This is a genomic window from Dysgonomonas sp. ZJ279 (genome assembly GCF_011039205.1).
Lineage (GTDB): Bacteria > Bacteroidota > Bacteroidia > Bacteroidales > Dysgonomonadaceae > Dysgonomonas.
In genome coordinates this window covers 28,661-49,264 of the sequence record NZ_JAAKEL010000007.1, presented here as the reverse complement: position 1 = coordinate 49,264, position 20,604 = coordinate 28,661, and the positions used below count along the sequence as shown (strand labels likewise).

19 protein-coding genes are annotated in these 20,604 nt (G+C 35.2%); 11 read left to right on the top strand and 8 right to left on the bottom strand.

What is annotated here, in order from left to right; translation table 11 throughout:
* Nucleotides 1-2 precede the first annotated feature (2 nt).
* The 4 genes from G7Y57_RS10215 (at nucleotide 3) to G7Y57_RS10200 (ending at nucleotide 2,252) form a co-directional block, all read left to right on the top strand.
* Nucleotides 3-383, top strand: coding sequence for a TraR/DksA family transcriptional regulator (locus G7Y57_RS10215; RefSeq protein WP_165023372.1), 381 nt, complete (start codon nucleotides 3-5; stop codon nucleotides 381-383).
* A gap of 100 nt (nucleotides 384-483) precedes the next feature.
* Complete coding sequence (locus tag G7Y57_RS10210; RefSeq protein WP_165023370.1) at nucleotides 484-1,104, top strand: lipoprotein signal peptidase; 621 nt, start codon at nucleotides 484-486, stop codon at nucleotides 1,102-1,104.
* Nucleotides 1,105-1,107: 3 nt separating this feature from the next.
* Nucleotides 1,108-1,941 (top strand): DUF4296 domain-containing protein, encoded by an 834-nt coding sequence (locus tag G7Y57_RS10205; RefSeq protein WP_165023367.1) that lies wholly within the window; start codon nucleotides 1,108-1,110, stop codon nucleotides 1,939-1,941.
* An 8-nt stretch (nucleotides 1,942-1,949) separates the two neighbouring features.
* Nucleotides 1,950-2,252: a hypothetical protein gene (locus G7Y57_RS10200; RefSeq protein ID WP_165023365.1), complete on the top strand. Its 303-nt coding sequence runs from the start codon at nucleotides 1,950-1,952 to the stop codon at nucleotides 2,250-2,252.
* Between the two features lie 2 nt (nucleotides 2,253-2,254).
* On the opposite strand, the gene G7Y57_RS10195 is transcribed toward G7Y57_RS10200, so the two are convergent.
* Nucleotides 2,255-3,115, bottom strand: coding sequence for a hypothetical protein (locus G7Y57_RS10195; protein WP_165023362.1), 861 nt, complete (start codon nucleotides 3,113-3,115; stop codon nucleotides 2,255-2,257).
* A 194-nt stretch (nucleotides 3,116-3,309) separates the two neighbouring features.
* Between G7Y57_RS10195 and G7Y57_RS10190 the strand changes: the two genes are divergently transcribed.
* Genes G7Y57_RS10190 through G7Y57_RS10180 form a run of 3 tightly spaced genes read left to right on the top strand, consistent with a single transcriptional unit; the run spans nucleotide 3,310 to nucleotide 5,872 of the window.
* Nucleotides 3,310-4,353 carry a glycosyltransferase family 4 protein gene (locus tag G7Y57_RS10190; protein ID WP_165023360.1) on the top strand — a complete coding sequence of 348 codons (1,044 nt, stop codon included), beginning with the start codon at nucleotides 3,310-3,312 and terminating at the stop codon, nucleotides 4,351-4,353.
* A 7-nt stretch (nucleotides 4,354-4,360) separates the two neighbouring features.
* Complete coding sequence (locus G7Y57_RS10185) at nucleotides 4,361-5,164, top strand: DUF5672 family protein (protein ID WP_165023357.1); 804 nt, start codon at nucleotides 4,361-4,363, stop codon at nucleotides 5,162-5,164.
* Nucleotides 5,165-5,872 carry a glycosyltransferase gene (locus G7Y57_RS10180; protein WP_165023355.1) on the top strand — a complete coding sequence of 236 codons (708 nt, stop codon included), beginning with the start codon at nucleotides 5,165-5,167 and terminating at the stop codon, nucleotides 5,870-5,872.
* Here the strand turns inward: G7Y57_RS10180 and G7Y57_RS10175 are convergent.
* The 6 genes from G7Y57_RS10175 to fabD form a co-directional block, all read right to left on the bottom strand.
* Entirely contained in the window at nucleotides 5,869-6,990 is a 1,122-nt protein-coding gene (locus tag G7Y57_RS10175; RefSeq protein ID WP_165023352.1) for a glycosyltransferase family 4 protein, read from the bottom strand. The genes G7Y57_RS10180 and G7Y57_RS10175 overlap by 4 nt on opposite strands.
* A gap of 13 nt (nucleotides 6,991-7,003) precedes the next feature.
* Nucleotides 7,004-7,759: a lipopolysaccharide kinase InaA family protein gene (locus tag G7Y57_RS10170; protein WP_165023349.1), complete on the bottom strand. Its 756-nt coding sequence runs from the start codon at nucleotides 7,757-7,759 to the stop codon at nucleotides 7,004-7,006.
* A 12-nt stretch (nucleotides 7,760-7,771) separates the two neighbouring features.
* Entirely contained in the window at nucleotides 7,772-9,352 is a 1,581-nt protein-coding gene (locus tag G7Y57_RS10165) for a peptide chain release factor 3 (protein WP_165023345.1), read from the bottom strand.
* 107 nt (nucleotides 9,353-9,459) lie between these two features.
* Nucleotides 9,460-10,008 (bottom strand): hypothetical protein, encoded by a 549-nt coding sequence (locus tag G7Y57_RS10160; protein WP_165023342.1) that lies wholly within the window; start codon nucleotides 10,006-10,008, stop codon nucleotides 9,460-9,462.
* Between the two features lie 44 nt (nucleotides 10,009-10,052).
* Nucleotides 10,053-10,940, bottom strand: coding sequence for a dTDP-4-dehydrorhamnose reductase (gene rfbD, locus G7Y57_RS10155; RefSeq protein ID WP_255491416.1), 888 nt, complete (start codon nucleotides 10,938-10,940; stop codon nucleotides 10,053-10,055).
* A 156-nt stretch (nucleotides 10,941-11,096) separates the two neighbouring features.
* Nucleotides 11,097-11,978, bottom strand: a complete 882-nt coding sequence (fabD, locus tag G7Y57_RS10150) for an ACP S-malonyltransferase (RefSeq protein ID WP_165023336.1) — start codon at nucleotides 11,976-11,978, stop codon at nucleotides 11,097-11,099.
* 428 nt (nucleotides 11,979-12,406) lie between these two features.
* Here fabD and G7Y57_RS10145 point away from each other — a divergent pair, with 428 nt between their 5' ends.
* The 3 genes from G7Y57_RS10145 to G7Y57_RS10135 are packed head-to-tail and all read left to right on the top strand — an operon-like array spanning nucleotide 12,407 to nucleotide 15,566.
* On the top strand, nucleotides 12,407-13,324 hold the full coding sequence (locus G7Y57_RS10145) for an RluA family pseudouridine synthase (RefSeq protein ID WP_165023333.1): 918 nt from the start codon (nucleotides 12,407-12,409) through the stop codon (nucleotides 13,322-13,324).
* On the top strand, nucleotides 13,317-13,871 hold the full coding sequence (locus G7Y57_RS10140) for a helix-turn-helix domain-containing protein (protein WP_165023330.1): 555 nt from the start codon (nucleotides 13,317-13,319) through the stop codon (nucleotides 13,869-13,871). Before G7Y57_RS10145 ends, G7Y57_RS10140 begins: the two co-directional genes overlap by 8 nt.
* Before the next feature lie 48 nt (nucleotides 13,872-13,919).
* Nucleotides 13,920-15,566 (top strand): AMP-binding protein, encoded by a 1,647-nt coding sequence (locus tag G7Y57_RS10135; protein WP_165023326.1) that lies wholly within the window; start codon nucleotides 13,920-13,922, stop codon nucleotides 15,564-15,566.
* A 74-nt stretch (nucleotides 15,567-15,640) separates the two neighbouring features.
* Here G7Y57_RS10135 and G7Y57_RS10130 read toward each other — a convergent pair whose 3' ends face one another.
* Nucleotides 15,641-16,834: a hypothetical protein gene (locus tag G7Y57_RS10130; RefSeq protein WP_165023323.1), complete on the bottom strand. Its 1,194-nt coding sequence runs from the start codon at nucleotides 16,832-16,834 to the stop codon at nucleotides 15,641-15,643.
* Nucleotides 16,835-17,355: 521 nt separating this feature from the next.
* On the opposite strand from G7Y57_RS10130, the gene secDF reads away from it, so the two are divergent.
* Nucleotides 17,356-20,286 (top strand): protein translocase subunit SecDF, encoded by a 2,931-nt coding sequence (gene secDF, locus G7Y57_RS10125; protein ID WP_165023320.1) that lies wholly within the window; start codon nucleotides 17,356-17,358, stop codon nucleotides 20,284-20,286.
* The last annotated feature ends 318 nt before the right edge of the window (nucleotides 20,287-20,604 follow it).

Here is a 20,604-nt window from a genome sequence, read left to right as displayed (position 1 = left end):
TTATGTCAGAGAAAACAAGATATTCAGATGAAGAGTTGAACGAATTTCGTGATATTATTCTTGATAAATTGAATAAAGCAAAAGATGAATATGAGCAATTGCGTGCAGCTATAACTAATGCTGATGGAAATGATGTAACAGATACATCACCTACATTTAAAGTATTGGAAGAAGGTGCATCGACGCTATCGAAAGAAGAGGCCGGACGTTTGGCGCAACGCCAGATGAAGTTTATACAGAACTTACAATCGGCTCTTATCCGTATCGAAAACAAGACTTACGGTATTTGTCGCGAAACAGGCAAATTGATACCGAAAGAACGTTTACGTGCAGTACCTCATGCTACATTAAGTATCGAGGCAAAAAATAGTGGTGTTAAATAAGAATGAGCTTATCAGGAAATAAATGAATAATGAAAGAAAAAACGGAGATTAGTCTCTGTTTTTTCTTTAGTTTCATTATCAGGAGGCGAAAATAAAATTTATGGATAACAAAAACAGAGGGTTGATTGCAATCCTCGTTATAGCTTTGGTTATTATTATCGATCAAGCTTCTAAAATATGGGTGAAAACCAATATGTCTCTCTATGAGTCTATTGAAATAGCTAGTTGGTTTAAGATTTACTTTGTAGAGAATAACGGGATGGCCTTCGGGATGGAAGTGATAGGCAAACTATTCCTTTCGTTGTTTCGTATAGTTGCCATTGGTTTTATAGGATATTATTTATATACACTGGTAAAGAAACAATACTCGAAAGGTTATATTGCCTGTATAGCACTTATTTTAGCGGGCGCTTTTGGTAATATTATCGATAGTGTGTTTTATGGAGAAATATTTTCTGCCAGTTATCAGGGTCATGTAGCATCATTTGTCTCTTTAGGCGATGGTTATTCTAGCTGGCTGCATGGTAAAGTGGTAGATATGTTATATTTCCCTCTTATCGAAGGAACTTTTCCTTCGTGGTTACCAATGTGGGGTGGAGAGAATTTTATTTTCTTCAGTCCTATATTTAATATTGCCGATTCGGCTATTACAGTCGGAATCTTTATACTCCTGCTGTTTTATAGAAAGACTCTAAGCCAATCTTTAGAAAAGAAAGCATAACGCATGCCAAAGAATACCTTTATTTGTACAGTCCTTATTTGTCTTACCGTGGTCGCATCATGCAGTAGGAAACCGAGTAATGTGCTTGACGAAGAAAAAATGGTAGATGTTTTATACGATGTGCAAATGGCTCAAGCTATATATAATAGTTACGATCAAAATCTTAATACTCTTGAGAAAAAGGATGCTCTTATTGCCGGAGTCCTCGAAAAACATAATATAACAAAAGCAGACCTTGATTCTTCTCTTGTTTGGTATTCTGATAATATAAAACTCTATTTGAATATAAACGATTCCGTCGTTTCCCGATTGAAATCTAAGACAGAACTATTGTCTAAAGCGCGGGATTTGGCTGATCCGAATCTTAATGGTAAAAGGGATTTGATTTTACCATCTTTATTTTACCTTAATGCAATTAATTCGACATTGTCGTTTAATGTTGATTCGGCAAAAATAAAAACAATGGACTTGTCGTCATTTAGAGTTTCTTTTGATGTCTTGGGTTTAAATAAAAATCAAACAGTAAAAGCAGGAATCTATTTTACTTATAGAGATACAATCATAAAAAAAATAATCCCAATAGATCAGAATATCCATTATGTTCTTGATAAACCGCAGTTGCCAGATAGTCTGTTGAAAAGTATATCGGGTTATATCCATTTGCGGAAGCCGAAGGATAGCTTTTTATCCGATATTATGCTGTATAATATTAGGTATCAGGATTCTATTCCGGCTACAACTGATACTCAACTTGATATTATTACTCCTGGAGGAAAAGGTACTAAAGTAATAGAAGATAATCGGAAAGTTACATCGCAGATGCCGAAAGAAAATTAACTAGTGAAATGAAACGCTATTATTCGCATTTTACTTTTATTTATCCGGATATTTACCTCAAAAATCATGTGGTTGAATTAGATTCAGAGAATAGAATTGTCAAATGTTTTCCATTCGAGAAGGAAATAGAAAAAACTGAGTTTTATTCGGGCTGGTTGATGTTTATACCACAGATGGTACAACTTAATAATGATTTAATAGAATCACTAAGAAAAGGACAGTTTTCAGCCTCAAGTATTATGGTGGGTAATGAAAATTATCAGACTTTCTCGGTTGACGTTGATTCTAAACTATTTTTCCCTTTAAAATAAAGTTATCTCTTTTTTTTCTTTTTTGAAAAAGTTGATTTAAATCTGTTAAAGAGTCTATTATTCTTAATCTTAATAGCTTCAATTTCTTTTACTTTTTCTATCAAGATTGTTATATTATCTGCTTCTACACATTCAAGTGATTTCCAAAGAGGAGGGTTCATTGGGTGGAAATTGGCAAGATATTTATACGTATATCTATCTAGCACTTTCCATAAATTGAAATAAGCATCGACATTGAAATCTTGAGCATGGCTCCAGTTTTTCAATTTAAATGCTAATTCGTCTTCACTTCTAGCCCAGCTTTGATGTATGACTTTAAATTTAGTATATATGTTCTTTTTTAGCTTATCTGTAAATCTTGCCTTTTTATATACAGGTCTGTTTGTTGCAAGGGGAAAGATTTCACAAGAATCTATAAGAAGAGTATCATTGCCACTTTGTTTGAACATTGTTATCCATTCAGCATAAACAATTGTTGATATATTAATGTCCAAAGATTTAATGTATTGTATAAATTTACTAAAATCCAGAAAATATTCATCTGTATCTATTTGTATATGCCATCCATCATCACCCATAAATCGGGCAAGCATATTACGTTCTCTAGTGTCGCATTCTATTGTGGAGAGTGTTGGGTCGTAAAATGAATCTTCGTAGATATGTATTTTTTTATCAATATCAATTTCTTTTATCCAATTAAAAAAAGAATCAGGGATGTTGAAACTTGTCCCACTCCACGTCTTCCTGTCTTTATCTATAGCCAATGCAATATAGTCTGCATTTTTATAAATTGTAGGAAGAGATATTTCTAGATATTGATAATCATAAGAAATTAGATAACCTACCTTTATTTTATTGTTCATCTTTTAGATTCAATTTTATGATCTGGCAAAGGTAATAAAATTGGAAATTGAAATATCATTAAATTATTACTAAAATTAATTTCTTTCACAATAAATCTGGCTGATGTATTGTTTATATTTAGAATTATGATAAATATTTAGACTTGTGCTGCATTGTTTTTTTTATCTATCTTTGTATAACTTAAAAATCATATATGAATATCGTTCTGGATTGCGAGAGAATGAAATATCCTAATACCGGATTATATACATTCTGTGATAAATTATCAATTTCGATGCAAAAGGTGATCAATGGAACAGACCATTTATCATTCTTTATATATCCTAAGTCTGGTAGTTTTAGGGGAGATAATGCTACTTATATTAAAAGGCAGATATATAATAAACTATTGCCTGTATATGTACATAATCTGGATATATGGCATACTACTTATCAGCTATCAAAGTTTAGGGGAGGAGATATTCATACTAAAAATGTTTTGACCGTTCATGACCTGAATTTTTTGTATGAAGACTCATCATTAAAAGATAAAACAAATGCTATAAAAAAACATCAGCAACGTATTGACCGTGCGGATCATATTGTAGCCATATCGGAGTTTACCAAAAAAGATATTTTAGAACATTTAGATATAAAAGGAAAACCATTGAGCGTTATTCATAATGGAGCCAGTATAATTGAATATACTGATTTTGAAGAACCCCGATACAAACCAGAGAGGAAGTTTATCTTCTCGTTAGGTACTATCATTCCCAAAAAAAATTTTCATGTTTTACCAGCTCTCCTGAAAAATAACGATTATGAATTGATAATTGCAGGTATTCCGAGCTCATATTCTGATAGAATAAAGGAAGAGGCGAAAAAGCATGGGGTAAAAGACAGGGTGAAGATAGTAGGAGCAATATCAGGAGAAGAAAAATACTGGTATCTAAAGAATTGTTTGGCTTTTGCTTTCCCTTCTTTAGCAGAAGGATTTGGAATTCCAGTTGTAGAAGCGATGAGTTTTGGTAAACCGGTTTTTTTGTCTACTCATACATCATTACCTGAAATTGGAGGAGAATATGCTTATTATTTCGATGACTTTGATGCAGAATCGATGCAAAATATATTTGATAAAAATATGAGTTCTTTTTTTGAAAAAGATTTATCTGAAGCTATAAGAGCCCATGCTGCTAAATTTAATTGGGATGAATGCGCCAGAAGTTATTACAAAGTATATCAGAGTTTATTAAAATAGGACTGTTGTGGTAGACAATAAACAATGCATAGTTATTTTTCCTGTTTATACATCTATAACAGAGTCGGAGCGATATTTTTTCGAACAAGCGATAAGAATGACAAGTGGATTTCGACATGTATTTATCGCTCCTAGGAGCATGCATTTGGATGATTCTTTTGGCGATTTGAGGGCATTAGATGTTATATGTTTTGATGAGTTCTATTTTAAGGATATTGTTGGATACAATCTCTTGATGTTATCAAGAGAATTTTATGAAACATTCACTGATTATGAATATATGTTGATTCATCAATCCGATGTATATTTGTTTAAGCCTGAACTGAAATTTTGGTGTGAAAAAGGTTACGACTATATTGGAGCTCCGTGGTTAAAACCCAAGAAAATAAGAAGAGGTATATTCTATCAGAAATTAATAGATATTTTCCCGAAATTATATCCGTCAGAAAAGAAAAAGCTTCATGAGTGTTACAATGCAGTTGGCAATGGGGGATTGTCATTACGCAGAATAAATTCATTTCTTACAATATTCGAATTGCCCGATTCAAGCAAAATATTGAATGTTTATAGAGAAAAACTCCTTACAAATTCATTATATAATGAAGATATTTTTTGGAGTATAGAGGCTCCACGTATGTTAAAATATTTCTCGAAGCCATTGTGGAAAGAGGCAATGGCATTTGCTGTCGAAACACACTGCTATTATGCATACCGATTATTGGGTGAAAAACTTCCATTCGGATGCCATGCCCCATCTGTTTACGAACCTGAATTCTGGCAGAATCATATTCCGTCATTTAAAATATGTTAGATGGGAAATAAATCCAAAATATCAATTATTTGTGTAACTAAAAATGCAGGGAAGCATCTGTCTTCGTGTATAGATAGTATTATTTCTCAAAAATATTCTGATATAGAGCTTGTTATATTTGATGCTTTAAGTACCGACACAACCATTGATATATTAGAATCTTATGGAAACAAAATTTCTTATTGGAAAAGTGAGCAGGACGCTGGGATCTATGATGCAATGAATAAAGCCCTTAAATGCATAACCGGTCAATGGGTCTATTTTTTAGGAGCAGATGATACTCTATTACCTGATTTTTCGGCCTTTGCTGAAAATGAATTAAAAGATAGTACTTGTATTTATTATGCAAATGTCTTATATAAAGGAAAGAAGACAAAAGGAGAAGTTAATTCTTATGAGCAAGCTAAGCATGGAATTTTTCATCAATCGATAATCTACCCTGCGAGTGTATTTAGAAAATATAGCTATAATCCTTTTTATAAGGTCTCAGCGGATTACGCTTTGAATCTAATGCTCCATGGTGACAAGAGTTTTAAATTTGTATATAGGGATTATATAATTGCAAATTATAATGATGATGGCCTGTCTTCCTATTTTGTGGATGAGGAGTTTAATAAAATTCATTATAGTCTTGTAATGAAAAATTTTGAATGGAGTGTTAAATTTCGCTTTTGGTTTAGAAATTTAAAAGCAAAAAGGCGGAGTTAGGAATTTTGATGGCTCAATCTTCTATACACCTCCATCAAATCATCAGTACATTTTTGATCCGAAAATCGTTTTACGTATTCCATACCTTCTTGCACCATTTTTTCTTTTAGATTATTGTCATTCAATACCCTATCTATCTCGGTAGCTAGTTCGTCCTCATTATGCGGATCGATATATATAGAATGGGGACCTCCGGCTTCCTCCAGGCACGATCCTTTGGCAGCTATCACAGGAACTTCTGAACTAAGAGCCTCTATAATAGGTATCCCGAATCCTTCGTAAAATGATGGATATATAAATATTTCGGACAATTGCAGTATTGCGGGAAGATCCTCTAGTGCTACATTACTTAATAAATGTACTCTGTCTTCCAATCCATGCTCAAGAGCATATTGTTTAACTTTCTCGGCATATTTACGTTGTTTACCGATAGCCACAAAGTGAATATTGGGTATGGATTTTAATGCTTTTACTATAAGAAGTATGTTTTTTCTTTCTTCAATGCTACCGATAGATAACAAGAATTTAGGAGGTAAATTATACTTATCGATTACTTGCTGTTTTTTTGACCCATCTGCTCTGTTTCTAAAAATAGAAAAGCAACCTTGGTATACAATATCTATTTTATTCGGATCGGTTCCATAATATTCTATTATATCTCTTTTTGTACATTCGCTTACAGCTATAATTCGATCTGCAACCTTGCAGGCATAACGAGCTTTAATGTTGTATATCTTTCGATCAATAACAGGGTAAAACTTTGGGTGTCTCAAGAATATAAGATCGTGTATTGTAACAATTGATTTAGCTCCACTCTTATTTATTTTATAAGGTAGTTCGTTACTTAATCCGTGGTATAGCGTAATATTTTCGTTCTTGATATCTTTTACAATGCCCAATGTTCTCCAGAATAATTTGAAGCCTTCTTTTACAAAAATCTTGACATTATTCCCTTTAGAAATTTCTGTATCTACTTTACCTACCGAAGGTTTAGGGCTAAATAATTCATAAAAATTGTCAGGATAGAACTTTACAAGGTTGTTAATTACAAAACGACTATAATTACCTAATCCTGTAAAATTCTGTGTTGCCCGTTTCGCATCAAATCCTATTTTCATTGTCCAGATTTATTTATTCAGCTATGTAAGGGCTTTCGAAAGGATGTTTTCTGTTGAAGAATTTCCAAAAACGCTCTCTATATTTGAACGTTTTTTCAAGACATAATTTTTCATTAAAATGACGCGCTTTAGCATACTCTTTGATGAAAAATATAATCATATCATCACTACCCCATAGTCGTCTGAAATTATGACAAGCAGTGTCGAGACTAATTTTTCCGTCAAATTTCATTCTGTTGAGATCAACCAAGTAGAAGCTGTAATCTTCACCGTTCTTTTTATATAGTATATTTCCTGATGAATAGTCGAGATGCAGCACTCTTTTTTTATGTAATTCAGCTGTAAATAATGCAAATTGGCGGATAAGATTCTCTCGTCCTTCCAAGGTTCCGTGACGTAATTCCTGCATTTTTCCATCGAAGTCTTCATTTATAGATATGTAAGCACTTCTTTTGAGCAGAAATGCAAATTGCTGTTCCATATATGCCAATGGAGTAGGCGTATTGAATCCTCTTTCTTCAAGTTTATGAGCATATTTGTAAGAGCGCTCAGCTTTCGATTTTCTAAAAGTAGCATACATCAATTGATTAAACAGATGTGGTTTTTGAAAAGATTTGACATTAACTCTCATTCCATTGACATCAAAAACTTTAATTATGTTGCGTGCAGCGAATATAGTTTCCCCGGATTCATTGAAAATCTCAGGCAACTTTATTATAAAGCTTTTTAATTCCTTTTTGAAATGTTTATTAATAACTACTTTTAGCATAGCTGTTTTTGTTTAGAATTCAGAAGTAAAATGAAATTTTATGTCTTTGAAATCTTGTTGAGCCATCATTAGCAAATAGTTTGAATCAGCGAGGAATACATCCCGGTCATTCTTATCTTTTGCCATATATTGAGCTTTACGCCTTTTAAAATCTTCCAGTTGTTCAATATTGTCGCTTTCTATCCAACAGGCTTTATATAGATTGATTGCTTCCCATCTACATTGTGCTCCGTATTCGTGTAACAATCGGTATTGAATAACTTCGAACTGAAGTTGTCCCACAGTTCCTACAATCTTACGGCCATTGAATTGATTTGTGAACAATTGAGCAACACCTTCGTCCATTAACTGATCAATACCTTTTTGAAGCTGTTTAGTCTTCATTGGGTCGGCATTCTCTATATATTTAAACATCTCAGGAGAGAAGCTAGGTAATCCTTTGAAATGTAGGTTTTCGCCAGATGTCAATGTGTCCCCAATCTTAAAATTACCTGTGTCGGGTAATCCGATAATATCGCCTGCATAAGCCTCGTCTACAGTCTCTTTCTTTTGAGCCATAAATGCTGTAGGTGAAGAGAACTTCATTTGTCGGTTAAGACGTATATGTTTATAATTTACATTACGTTCAAACTTACCCGAGCATATTTTCACAAATGCTATACACGAACGATGGTTCGGGTCCATATTAGCATGTATCTTGAATATAAAACCACTGAAAGCATCTTCTTCGGGTCTGATCTCTCTCTCTATAGCTTCGATAGGGCGAGGTGAAGGTGCAATTTTCACAAAGCAGTCAAGTAATTCTTTTACTCCGAAATTATTTAAGGCAGAGCCAAAGAATACTGGAGCTACTTTTCCCTGAAGATAAGTTTCTACATCCAATTCCGAGTATACACCGTCTATTAATTCTATATCGTCTCTTAGTTTGGCTGCTAATGTTTCTCCAATATGTTTTTCCAGATCTGGATTGTTTATGTCTTTAAATCCAATCGATTCGGTGACAGTCTGTTTGCTTGGAGTGTACAGATCGAGTTTCTGTTGGTAGATATTATAGACACCCTTAAATCGTTGTCCACTATCTATGGGCCAACTAAGAGGGCGTACATTTATTTTTAGTTCCTCTTCGAGTTCATCGAGTAATTCGAAAGGGTCTTTACCCTCTCTGTCCATCTTGTTGATGAATATCATCACCGGCGTGTTACGCATACGGCAAACTTCCATTAGTTTGCGAGTTTGCGCTTCCACTCCTTTTGCCGAGTCAACAGCTATTATAACGCTATCTACAGCAGTAAGGGTTCTATATGTATCTTCAGCAAAGTCTTGGTGACCGGGTGTATCGAGTATATTTATCTTATATCCATCGTATTCGAATCCCATAACGGAAGTCGCAACAGAGATACCACGTTGTTTCTCTATTTCCATCCAGTCGGATGTCGCTGTCTTCTTTATTTTATTTGATTTTACGGCACCTGCTACATGTATAGCTCCACCAAATAACAATAGCTTTTCGGTGAGTGTCGTTTTACCCGCATCGGGATGGCTAATGATCGCAAAAGTGCGTCTTTTATGTATTTCCTTTTCTAATTCGCTCATTACTATTTTTATGTATAGTACAAAGATAATAAAAAAAGGAAAAGCATCTACTGTAATTACAATAGATGCCTTTACTTAATGCTTTAAGTTTGTATTTTTTTTAACAACTAGTCAGCTATGAATTTTAATTCAGGGCTTATCGAGTAGCTAATGGTTGAAGTGTCAGATAATTCTACTTCTTCTCCTTTCGAGTTTTCATAGCTAAAATTGACTGTTTGTATTATTACTTTATTTGAATTGATTTGCGATGTAATTTGGCTGTAATATTCAACCATATCCTCATATGCAACAATAAGATTATCTACCAGATTGCCATTTCTATCATAACTCAGCAGGTATTCGGTTATTTCACCATCGGTAATAACCTGAATAGTGATAATCTTTCCATTTTCATTCGAAAGTAAAGTCCTTCCCATCGACAGGTAGCTGATATCGTAATCCTTAAGATCCTTTATCTTATTTATCTGGAGACTGTCGTACTGCGCTATGCTTAAATGTGGCGGTTCCTTAAAATTTGGACTGTCGGGTTTGATATTTAACTTATCTTCGTTTAATTCTACATGGAGCTCTTCCGCCGTATTTTTATCCCCTGATTTAGTTTGGCAAGAGATCGTCAAAATTGAAATGAGTATAGCCGAAAAATAAATCCTTTTCATTTTAAGATTTAGATAGCATATTTATTATAAAGTTTATCTGTATATTAAGATAACAGTTCTCTAACACAAATGTTTAAACTTTCTTCCCAATTTGGGATAGTAATACCGAATGTCGTCTTTATTTTAGTTTTATCAAGTACGCTGTATTGCGGACGAGCAGCCTTGGTAGGGTATTGGTCAGTAGTGATCGGACTTACTTTACAACTTGTGATACCCGCATCTTTGTGTATTGCTAGAGTAAAATCATACCAAGTGGTAACTCCTTCGTTCGAATAATGATATATACCGGCTTTGAAATCGTATGCTTCGCTATGATCCAATATTTTGATAATAGCTTTTGCTAAGTCGGCAGCATTTGTAGGAGTGCCGGTCTGATCGGCAACAACATTAAGCGTATCCCTTTCTTGACCTAGCTTTATCATTGTTTTCACAAAGTTGTTTCCAAAGATGGAGTATAGCCATGCCGTACGGATGACGATTGAATCCGCACATGCATCCATCAAACTGCTTTCGGCTTCCTGTTTCGATTTGCCATATACCGATTTGGGATTAACGGGATCTGTTTCGATATAAGGTCGTGTATTTGTGCCATCGAACACATAGTCGGTAGACACATGGATTATTTTTGCTGCATTGTTCGTCGCTGAAATTCCTAGATTGATTACAGCATCTCTGTTGATCTTATAGCATAATTCAGCATCATCTTCAGCTTTATCAACAGCAGTATAGGCAGCACAATTAATAATATATTTGATCTTGTTTTCTTTGATGAAATGATCAATAGCTTTCAGATCTGTGATATCTAAAGTGTCTACATCCGTAAAAAAGAATCGAAAGTTATCCTCGTGAACATCGGCTATTCGTCTGATTTCACTTCCTAGCTGACCGTTGGCTCCTGTTACAAGAATGTTTTTTTGAACTAGCTCAAACATAAATATGTTTTTAGCAGTTTCATCTTGATCGTCTGCTTGCTTATTTCCTGAAAAAAATGCCATAATACAGAGTTTTTATATTATATATAAAATAAGTTGAAAATAAATGATGTCATTAATTTTCAACTTATCCTTAAATCTGAAAATTATAATTTCTTATTGTTTCCCGCTAGTTACAACGTCTTTAGCTATTTTCTTAACTAAGCCTTGCAATACACTACCGGGTCCGAGTTCTATAAATTCTGTTGCACCGTCTGCCACCATATGTTCAACCGATTGAGTCCATTTTACAGGAGCAGTTAATTGAGCAATCAAGTTTGCTTTTATAGTTGTAGGGTCTGTTTCTGCTATAGTGCTTACATTCTGATAAACAGGACATATCGGAGTAGTAAATTCGGTCGAGTTGATCGCTTCCGATAATTCTACTTTAGCCGGTTCCATTAATGGAGAGTGAAATGCACCACCTACTTTTAGTTTCAAAGCACGTTTAGCACCCGCAGCAAGTAATAGTTCACATGCTTTGTCGATACCTTTATCCGAACCCGAAATTACAATTTGTCCAGGGCAGTTGTAGTTTGCCGGTACTACCACTTCGTCAGTAATAGAGGCACATATTTCTTCTACTTTCTCATCAGCTAAAGCAAGTACCGCAGCCATTGTGGATGGGTTCATTTCGCATGCTTTTTGCATTGCAAGAGCACGTTTGTAAACAAGTTTCAATCCATCCTCGAATGATAGTGCGTTAGCAGCTACCAATGCCGAAAACTCACCAAGAGAATGGCCTGCAACCATATTTGGCTGGAAATCTGCTCCCATAGTTTTTGCTAATATTACCGAATGAAGAAATATAGCAGGTTGAGTTACTTTTGTTTGGCGAAGATCTTCGTCTGTTCCTTCAAACATTAGATCTGTGATACGAAAACCAAGAATTTCGTTTGCTTTTTCAAACATTTCTTTAGCAAGAGGAGATGTTTCGTACAAATCTTTGCCCATTCCTACAAATTGAGCTCCCTGACCTGGAAATACAAATGCTTTCATTTTATATAGTCTAAATTATTAATTATAAGTGTTTAAGGTCATAGACCTCTTGATCTTATTTTTAAGTATTTCACTGTAAACTAATTTGAAATAAATGTTTAATATCAAATTAGTTTGCAATACTAAAACCGGCTGCAAAATTAGTAAAAAAATGATAATATAGATAATATTAGAGAATGAAGTTTTTCTTCCCAAGTACGCAGTGTAAACAAATGGCAAGAAGTTGATAATAAATTAACTTATGTTTAACTGATCTGTTGGCTGTAATTATTTAAGGAAGCAATTATTCGGCAGAATTTCATTCGCCGGAATAGAATAGCTCAGAAACGCCTTATTCTTGCCAATCATACGATTATTAAAGAAAATATAATATCGGTAATAATTTAAAAACACTTATCTTTGTTGCTATAATTTATGCAAAAAATAGAATGAGAACTAACTCCAGAGATAAAGCCTTACAGGAAATAAAAGTGTCAGAACCAAGTCAGTTACTAGAGTTTCTTGTAAATAAGAATGTTCGTAAAAGTCGTACCGCTGCAAAATCGCTACTAGCTCACAAACAAATAAGGATAAATGGTAAATTGATTACTCAATTCGACTTTGAGTTGAAAGAGGGTGATATGGTGGCTATAATGAAATACGATCAGAGTCGTAAGGAGAAAAGGCTCAAAGGTCTTAAAATTGTTTACGAAGACGATTATATAGTTATTGTCGACAAAGAAGTCGGCCTTCTATCGGTATCTACCGAAAGGGAGAAATTACGTACAGCTTTCGGTATATTGAACGAATATGTGAAAAAGCAGAATAAGCAATCGCGTGTATATGTACTTCATCGCCTCGATAGGGAAGCGTCGGGTCTGATGGCTTTTTCTAAAGATCAGGATATACAAAGCCAGTTTCAGAAAAACTGGGATAAATTCGTACCTGTTTATACCTATACAGCTGTGGTAGAAGGTGAAGTTAATCCTAAGAACGGTACAATTGTGTCTTGGCTTACCGAGAACAAGAACTATCAGGTATTTTCTACTTCGTTCGATAATGGCGGATTAAAGTCTGTGACTCATTATAACACGGTGAAAGTTGGTGGTCGTTACTCGTTAGTCAATTTTAATCTCGAAACTCGTCGCAAAAACCAACTTCGTGCGCAAATGCAACAATTGGGGCACCCTGTAGTAGGGGATAAAAAATATGGTGCTGCAAATAAACCTATCAAGCGGATAGCACTTCATGCTCAGGATATGGCTATTAAACATCCTGTAACAGGAGAAATGCTTGAATTTAAAAGTCCTATACCAAAAACGTTATTGGAATTATTAACTGATAATACTAAAATAAAACATGAGTGATGAAATTAGACAAATAGGTCAGCGATTAGCAGGCTTACGTGAAGCCCTGGATCTGTCTGCCGAAGATTTCGCTTCATCGTGTAATATTCCTTTAGAGGAATACAAAAAATACGAATCGGGCGAAAAAGATTTAACGATTAGTGTGCTTAAAGGGATATCGACAAAGTATAATGTCGATGTTTCTGTTTTGATGTTTGCAGACGAGCCTCGAATGAGCAGTTATTTCCTTACGCGAAAAGGGAAAGGGCTGGCAGTTAAGAGGGTAGAAGACTACCAATATCAGACATTGGCCGGAGGATTTAATAACCGTAAGGCGGAAGTGTTTGAAGTAACGGTGGAGCCTAAGAACGATGCTGTTGAAGTCCATCATAGTTCGCATGCCGGTCAGGAGTTTAATTTAGTTCTTGAAGGGCGTATGATGTTAGAAATAAATGGGAAACAACTTATTCTGGAGACAGGAGATAGTGTTTATTTCGATTCTAGTCTGCCACATGGCATGAAGGCATTAGATGGAACAACAGTACGCTTTATAGCTGTTGTTTTGTAATTTTATAAATATAGTACAACTGATTTGTTTTATAAATACTAGAATATAATGTTAGAAAAATTCTTAAAACAAACAACTTTTACATCGACTGACGATTTCAAAAATAACTATCATGTTCATATTCCCGATAATTTCAATTTCGGATACGATGTTGTCGATGAATGGGCGAAAACCCATCCCGATAAAAAAGCCATTTGTTGGGTAAACGATAAGGGTGAGCATGTCGATTTTACATTTGCTCATATTAAAGATCAGAGTGATAGGGCTGCATCTTATTTCCAATCGCTCGGTATCGGTCGCGGAGATATGGTGATGCTGGTTTTGAAGCGTAGATACGAATTTTGGTTTGCTATAATAGGTTTACACAAGATTGGTGCTATTGCAATTCCGGCTACCCATTTGCTGACTAAAAAAGATATAGTATATCGCAATAATGCCGCAGGTATAAAGGCAATAGTGAGCACGGACGATGGTGTTGTGATTGAACACGTTAATGAGGCTATGGCTGAATCACCAACAATTAAACATCGTATAGTCTGTGGAGATCGTATCCCTGAAGGATGGGACGACTTTCATAAAGGGCTTCGTTTTGCCAAACCGTTTGTTAAGCCTGAACAGGTGAATGTGAATGACGATATCTCGTTATTATATTTCACTTCCGGCACTACAGGTGAGCCGAAGATGGTAGTTCATGATTTCACATATCCTTTGGGGCATATAGTTACAGCCAAATACTGGCATAACCTGAATGAGGATAGTTTGCATCTGACTGTAGCTGATACAGGATGGGCTAAAGCTGTTTGGGGGAAACTATATGGACAATGGATTGCCGGAGCATGTATTTTCGTATATGATCATGAAAAATTTAATCCTGAATCTATGCTCCGTCTTATCGAGCAATATAAGATAACTTCATTTTGTGCACCTCCTACGGTGTATCGGTTTATGATACGTGAGGATTTGTCAAAATTCGATTTATCATCACTCAAATATTGTACTACTGCGGGTGAAGCATTGAATCCATCGGTGTTTGAAGCTTTTTATCAAGGTACGGGCATTAAAATGATGGAGGCTTTCGGGCAGACAGAGACTACGCCTACTATTATAACTTTTCCTTGGATGGAACCTAAGCCGGGAGCTATGGGTGTACCTAATCCTGCTTATGATATGGATTTAATTCACGCTGATGGTCGTTCGGCAGAAGATGGTGAAATAGGAGAGGTTGTCATTAAAACAGATAAGTGGAGACCTTTAGGTCTTTTCAAAGGTTATTATCGTGATGAAGCTCTTACTAATCAAGTGTATTCGGATGATGTGTATCATACGGGAGATGTAGCATGGCGAGACGAAGATGGTTTCTACTGGTTCGTTGGTCGTATGGATGATGTGATTAAGAGTTCGGGTTATCGTATCGGACCATTTGAGGTGGAAAGTGCTTTGATGACACATCCGGCTGTTGTAGAATGTGCTATAACCGGTGTTCCCGACGAAATAAGGGGTCAGTTGGTGAAAGCAACCATAGTTCTTGCTAAAAACTATAAAGATAAAGCAGGTGAGAATCTTGTAAGAGAAATACAAGAGCATGTTAAGAACGTGACAGCTCCTTATAAATACCCGCGTATAATAGAATTTGTAGATGAATTACCTAAAACTATAAGTGGTAAAATAAAGCGGGCAGAGATCAGACGATCGTAAATTTTGCTTGTTGATAGATACAAAGAAGCCTGTTTAAATATTACTTAAGCAGGCTTTTTTTGTATCGGGTATGTTTAAATATTTTTTCTTCTTAATCTTGATAGAATAATCGAGAAGCAGACACCTATTACCAAAAAACCATAAAGTAAAAATGGCATATACCAGATGATTCTGTCAAGGCTATGTTTTGATACATGCTCGGTGAAGATTACAATCCAGGAAATTGGAGCAAAGGATGATAGTATGGTGGTGGCCAATAATGCTTTACTCTTACTCTTATTGGTCGTGTCTATTTTCTTAGAAAGGAAATAAAGCGAGATGCACATAATAAGCACAATAAGGATAGTTGTGAAAAGAGTCAATGTGATATTATAAGCGCTATGACCCCATATAACAAGATCCATACCAAATAAATGTTCATTTAGAATTTCTGGTATTGTTGGGGGAAATTCGTCTACATCTAATGATGATCTTCTCGTAAATGCGTGTATTAAATATTCAATACCTTTAGCATAAGAACCTTCTATTGATTTTATCTGATTTATTAGCAAAAATACTTCTGCTAAAAGAGCCGTGACAGAACAGATGATCGTTTTGCAAATAAATATAAAAGTAGTCTTTATCTTTTTTCTCTCTAAAATATGATAATATATAATAGGGCATAGTATAGCAGCCAGCGTAGGTGTTATGTATTCAAAACCTGTAAAGAAGCACTTTGCAAAAACGGAAATAAATAGAAATGCGAGAATTTTATTTTCCGAATATCTTCCCGGGCTTTTATTATTTCGTTCGAGGATCAGGAGCATTGTAAGAAAAGGTATATAATAGCTCCATAAAGTCCACCACAAACTAAAAGCGAAGTTATGAATGATTGGCGAAAACAGTAATAAGAGGAAAGTAATAAAGCTGCTTAGTAATCCATAATTACGATAGCACCATCCCAAAAATAAGATAAAGCAGAATGCTAAAAGGCATATATTGATAGCTCTATATATTCTTATTTTAACCTCATTTTTGAAAGGTAGTATCTTTTGCAGCACACTATAAGACAAGCCTTGTCCTCCACTTTGGCTATAATATGCAGCAAATTTATCTCCGGGCATTTTTCGATCGGTCAGGTAGTAATCGTATTTTTCGTTTACTTCCTTCATATAGTCATAGTTCATTTTAGCGATACTATCGCGAGTGGGATGAGCAGATCCCGGCAAGCCACCGTAGCTTAATATTCCCTGATATGTAGCTGCATCTAATCTGCCAATAACAAACATTTCGTCCGATCGGTCGAATGTGGTGTAGTATTTGGCTGCTACACCTAAAAAAATTGGTAGAGTAGCTAAAAAAGAAAATGATGAATAGTGCTGATAAATATATTGTTGTTCTTATTCTATGGTTTTTTTCATTATAAAGCCTATGTGAAATCGTAAGATGCAAAAATATATATTATTTTCTCACAACAATGACTCCTAACGCGAAAATCGTTTTAGCTTAACTTGGCGTAGTATTTAAGTTTAAATTGATAAATCAGCAAAATGGTCTGATTATTCTGTAGATAACACTATGTTTAAGTACCAGCTATTACTTGTTAAAAAGCCTGCTTACATTTAAAACTTCTTTTCGTTTTATTATGATTTGTAAAGAATAAAAGATTATATTTGCACGCCTGAAACTGTGTGTATGTCTATGATTTATGCGGAATTAAGATTCTCAACCATTGGAAAGCACTATTATACAGGACTCATTTATAGTGGAATAGTAATAAATATTTAAATAACAAAAAGTAAATTCTAAGATGCAAAACAAAGGCTTTGTAATGACATTTGCCATTCTGTTGACATTGGTTTGCTGCTTCTATTTGTCGTTTTCTTTTGTAACGAGAAGTTATGACAAAAAAGCAGAAGCATATGCAGCAGCGTATGCCACAGAAAAAGCAAATGGCGATACTGATCTGTACAATGAATTGTATAACAAGCAGTATAGTTATTATTTAGACTCAATGTCTACCGAGAAAGTATGGTTCAATTTCACAGATTCAGTTGGTTATTCTCTTAAAGAATGCCGCGAAAGAGAGATTGGTTTAGGACTAGACCTTAAAGGTGGTATGAGTGTTATTGTCGAGGTAGATGCAGCAGCAGTACTTCGTTCACTAGGTGATGTCGATAATCAGGCTTTCATTACAGCTTTGAATGAAGCTTCTGAAGAAAACCGCACAGGCAGTAACAAAGATTATATCTCAATATTTGTAGATAAGTTTACAAAAGCAAATGGCAACAATAAACTTGCTGGTATTTTCAGTACGAAACTTATCGATAGAGTTACAGCTACAGACGATGATAAGCATGTTATTGCTGTACTTAGAGAAGAACTTCAAAGTGTAGCCGATAACTCATTTAATGTACTTCGTACACGTATCGACCGTTTCGGGGTGGTAGCACCTAATATACAGAAATTAGATCGTGCAGAACGTATTATGATTGAGCTACCGGGGATTAAAGAACCGGACCGTGTAAGGAAACTATTACAAGGTAGTGCAAATCTTGAGTTCTGGAAAACATATAGTGCAACAGAAATACAAGGAGATTTAAATGCCTTGGATATGGCGTCGAGAAACGCTCTGGCTTTAAATGCTACAGTTGATTCTCTGGCAGCAACAGATTCTTTAGCTATTCCTGTTAAACTAGGATTTACTAAACCTTTAAAAGACTACCTGATCACTTTTAACGGAGGTCCTGTAGTTGGTGTGGCTCACAAAAGTGATACAGCAGCAATTAATGACATCCTATATAGATTTAGAAATGAAACAGGTAAACCTGATTTAAAGTTTGCTTGGGGTTTCAAAGCAGAGGATTTGAAAGAAACTCAGTTTTACCTATATGCGCTTCGCGGAGGTGTTAAAAACGAAGCTGCTCTGGATGGTAGTTCTGTCGTTTCGGCTAAAGCTGACCAATCACAAAAAGGATCTGCTTGGGAAGTTAGCATGCAAATGAACTCTCAGGGTGCTCAACGTTGGGCTGCAATCACAGGTGCTGAAATAGGCAAGAGTATTGCTATTGTACTGGACGGACATGTATATTCTGCACCTAATGTGGGTGTTAAGATAGAAGATGGACGTTCTCAAATTACAGGTAATTTTACTGTTGAGGATGCGAAAGATTTAGAGAACGTTTTGAAATCGGGTAAAATGAAAGCCGGAGTTCATATCGTTCAAGAAGATATAGTAGGACCTTCTCTTGGAGAAGAGGCTATTGATGCGGGTATTATATCATTTGTATTGGCACTGGTATTGCTTATGGCATACATGTGTTTAGCTTATGGTCTTATACCGGGATTAGTTGCTAATACGGCATTGATTCTTAATTTATTCTTTACGATGGGTATTCTGGCATCGTTCGGTGCTGTGATGACATTGCCTGGAATAACGGGACTTGTACTTACTTTGGCTATGGCTGTGGATGCTAATGTGCTTATCTATGAGCGTACGAAAGAAGAGTTGAGAGCCGGTAAAAATGTTCGGGTAGCATTGATGGATGGTTATAAAAATGCTTTTTCAGCTATTTTTGATGCCAATGTTTCGCAAATCATAACAGGTGTTATCCTTATATACTTTGGTACAGGTGCTGTACAAGGATTTGCTACTACATTAATTATCGGTATTATAGCATCGTTCTTTACTGCTGTATTTATGACTCGTATGTTCTACGATTATATGTTATCGAAAGGCAAACTTCGTAATATGACATTTACTACTCCGATTACTAAAAACTTATTTGTAAATACTAAGATTAATTTCTTGGGTATGACAAAGAAAGCATATATTATATCGGGTATTATCGTTGTAGCGGGTATCGGGTCTTTATTCTATAATGGTTTGAACAAAGGTATTGACTTCACAGGTGGACGTAATTATTTAGTACGTTTCGACACGAATGTGAATGCCAATGATGTAGAAAAGGCTTTGATTCCGGAATTTGAAGGATCAACAGTTCGTGTATTGACAAGTGGATCAGCTAGCCAGGCTTCAACATCGAGTCAGGTACGTATTACAACAAACTATAAAATTGATGTTCCCGGTGACTCGGTAGAGACTGAAATCAGAGCTAAGATGACAAGTGCATTGAAGAATGATTTAGCTCCGAATACTACAATTGATAATTATATTCAAAGTTCACAACGTGTAGGACCAAGTGTCGCAGACGACTTGAAGACTGCTGCCAGCGTAGCTGTAGTTGTCGCCGTTATCTGTATGGCTCTCTATATCCTGCTTCGTTTCCGCGATGTAGCCTTCTCTGTAGGTACATTTGTAGCTGTAGCACATGATGCTGCTATTGTAATCTTCCTATATTCGTTGATGTACAAGTTTATGCCATTCTCGATGGAAATCGACCAAGCATTTATAGCGGCAATATTGACGGTGGTTGGTTATTCAATTAATGATAAGGTTGTTATTTTCGACCGTATTCGAGAATTGAGACATCTATATCCGAAACGTGATGTTACTGAATCTATCAACGAGGCATTGAACTCTACATTAGGACGTACAGTGAATACATCATTAAGTTCATTATTGGTAGTATTCTGTATATTCTTACTGGGTGGTGATACTATTCGTAGCTTTACGTTTGCTATCTTTATCGGTATCTTTATCGGTACTTATTCATCAGTATTCATTGCAACTCCTGTTGCATGGACAATGTTGAAGAAGAAACAAGAACAAGGAAAGTAAATAAAATCTGATTACTTTATAATATAAAAGCGAGGCTGTCCAGTTGATATGGACAGCCTCGCTTATTTATTATACAACTCATTTGATAAACTAGCTATTGTATTTGTCGGAAACGCTGTAATCAGACAGGGAGTTTATTCTTTCTATCTTCTACAGATAATCTTTCTGAATTTATATTTTTCAAGTTCATAATAAAATGGGATATAGACTTGTGGATACTATATCTCAAATATCTTAGTAAGAATCTATCACTCATGCTTTTTTATTTTTTAATGATTACTTGTGTATTTGTAATTATGAAGAGGAATTAAATAAAAT

Coding starts and splice junctions, on each gene's coding strand:
- G7Y57_RS10145 (WP_165023333.1), top strand. CDS start 12,407: ATGAGAACTAACTCCAGAGATAAAGCCTTACAGGAAATAAAAGTGTCA.
- G7Y57_RS10200 (WP_165023365.1), top strand. CDS start 1,950: ATGAAACGCTATTATTCGCATTTTACTTTTATTTATCCGGATATTTAC.
- G7Y57_RS10165 (WP_165023345.1), bottom strand. CDS start 9,352: ATGAGCGAATTAGAAAAGGAAATACATAAAAGACGCACTTTTGCGATC.
- G7Y57_RS10130 (WP_165023323.1), bottom strand. CDS start 16,834: ATGTTTGTTATTGGCAGATTAGATGCAGCTACATATCAGGGAATATTA.
- G7Y57_RS10170 (WP_165023349.1), bottom strand. CDS start 7,759: ATGCTAAAAGTAGTTATTAATAAACATTTCAAAAAGGAATTAAAAAGC.
- G7Y57_RS10160 (WP_165023342.1), bottom strand. CDS start 10,008: ATGAAAAGGATTTATTTTTCGGCTATACTCATTTCAATTTTGACGATC.
- G7Y57_RS10210 (WP_165023370.1), top strand. CDS start 484: ATGGATAACAAAAACAGAGGGTTGATTGCAATCCTCGTTATAGCTTTG.
- G7Y57_RS10205 (WP_165023367.1), top strand. CDS start 1,108: ATGCCAAAGAATACCTTTATTTGTACAGTCCTTATTTGTCTTACCGTG.
- fabD (WP_165023336.1), bottom strand. CDS start 11,978: ATGAAAGCATTTGTATTTCCAGGTCAGGGAGCTCAATTTGTAGGAATG.
- secDF (WP_165023320.1), top strand. CDS start 17,356: ATGCAAAACAAAGGCTTTGTAATGACATTTGCCATTCTGTTGACATTG.
- G7Y57_RS10190 (WP_165023360.1), top strand. CDS start 3,310: ATGAATATCGTTCTGGATTGCGAGAGAATGAAATATCCTAATACCGGA.
- G7Y57_RS10195 (WP_165023362.1), bottom strand. CDS start 3,115: ATGAACAATAAAATAAAGGTAGGTTATCTAATTTCTTATGATTATCAA.
- G7Y57_RS10215 (WP_165023372.1), top strand. CDS start 3: ATGTCAGAGAAAACAAGATATTCAGATGAAGAGTTGAACGAATTTCGT.
- G7Y57_RS10175 (WP_165023352.1), bottom strand. CDS start 6,990: ATGAAAATAGGATTTGATGCGAAACGGGCAACACAGAATTTTACAGGA.
- rfbD (WP_255491416.1), bottom strand. CDS start 10,940: ATGTTTGAGCTAGTTCAAAAAAACATTCTTGTAACAGGAGCCAACGGT.
- G7Y57_RS10140 (WP_165023330.1), top strand. CDS start 13,317: ATGAGTGATGAAATTAGACAAATAGGTCAGCGATTAGCAGGCTTACGT.
- G7Y57_RS10135 (WP_165023326.1), top strand. CDS start 13,920: ATGTTAGAAAAATTCTTAAAACAAACAACTTTTACATCGACTGACGAT.
- G7Y57_RS10180 (WP_165023355.1), top strand. CDS start 5,165: ATGGGAAATAAATCCAAAATATCAATTATTTGTGTAACTAAAAATGCA.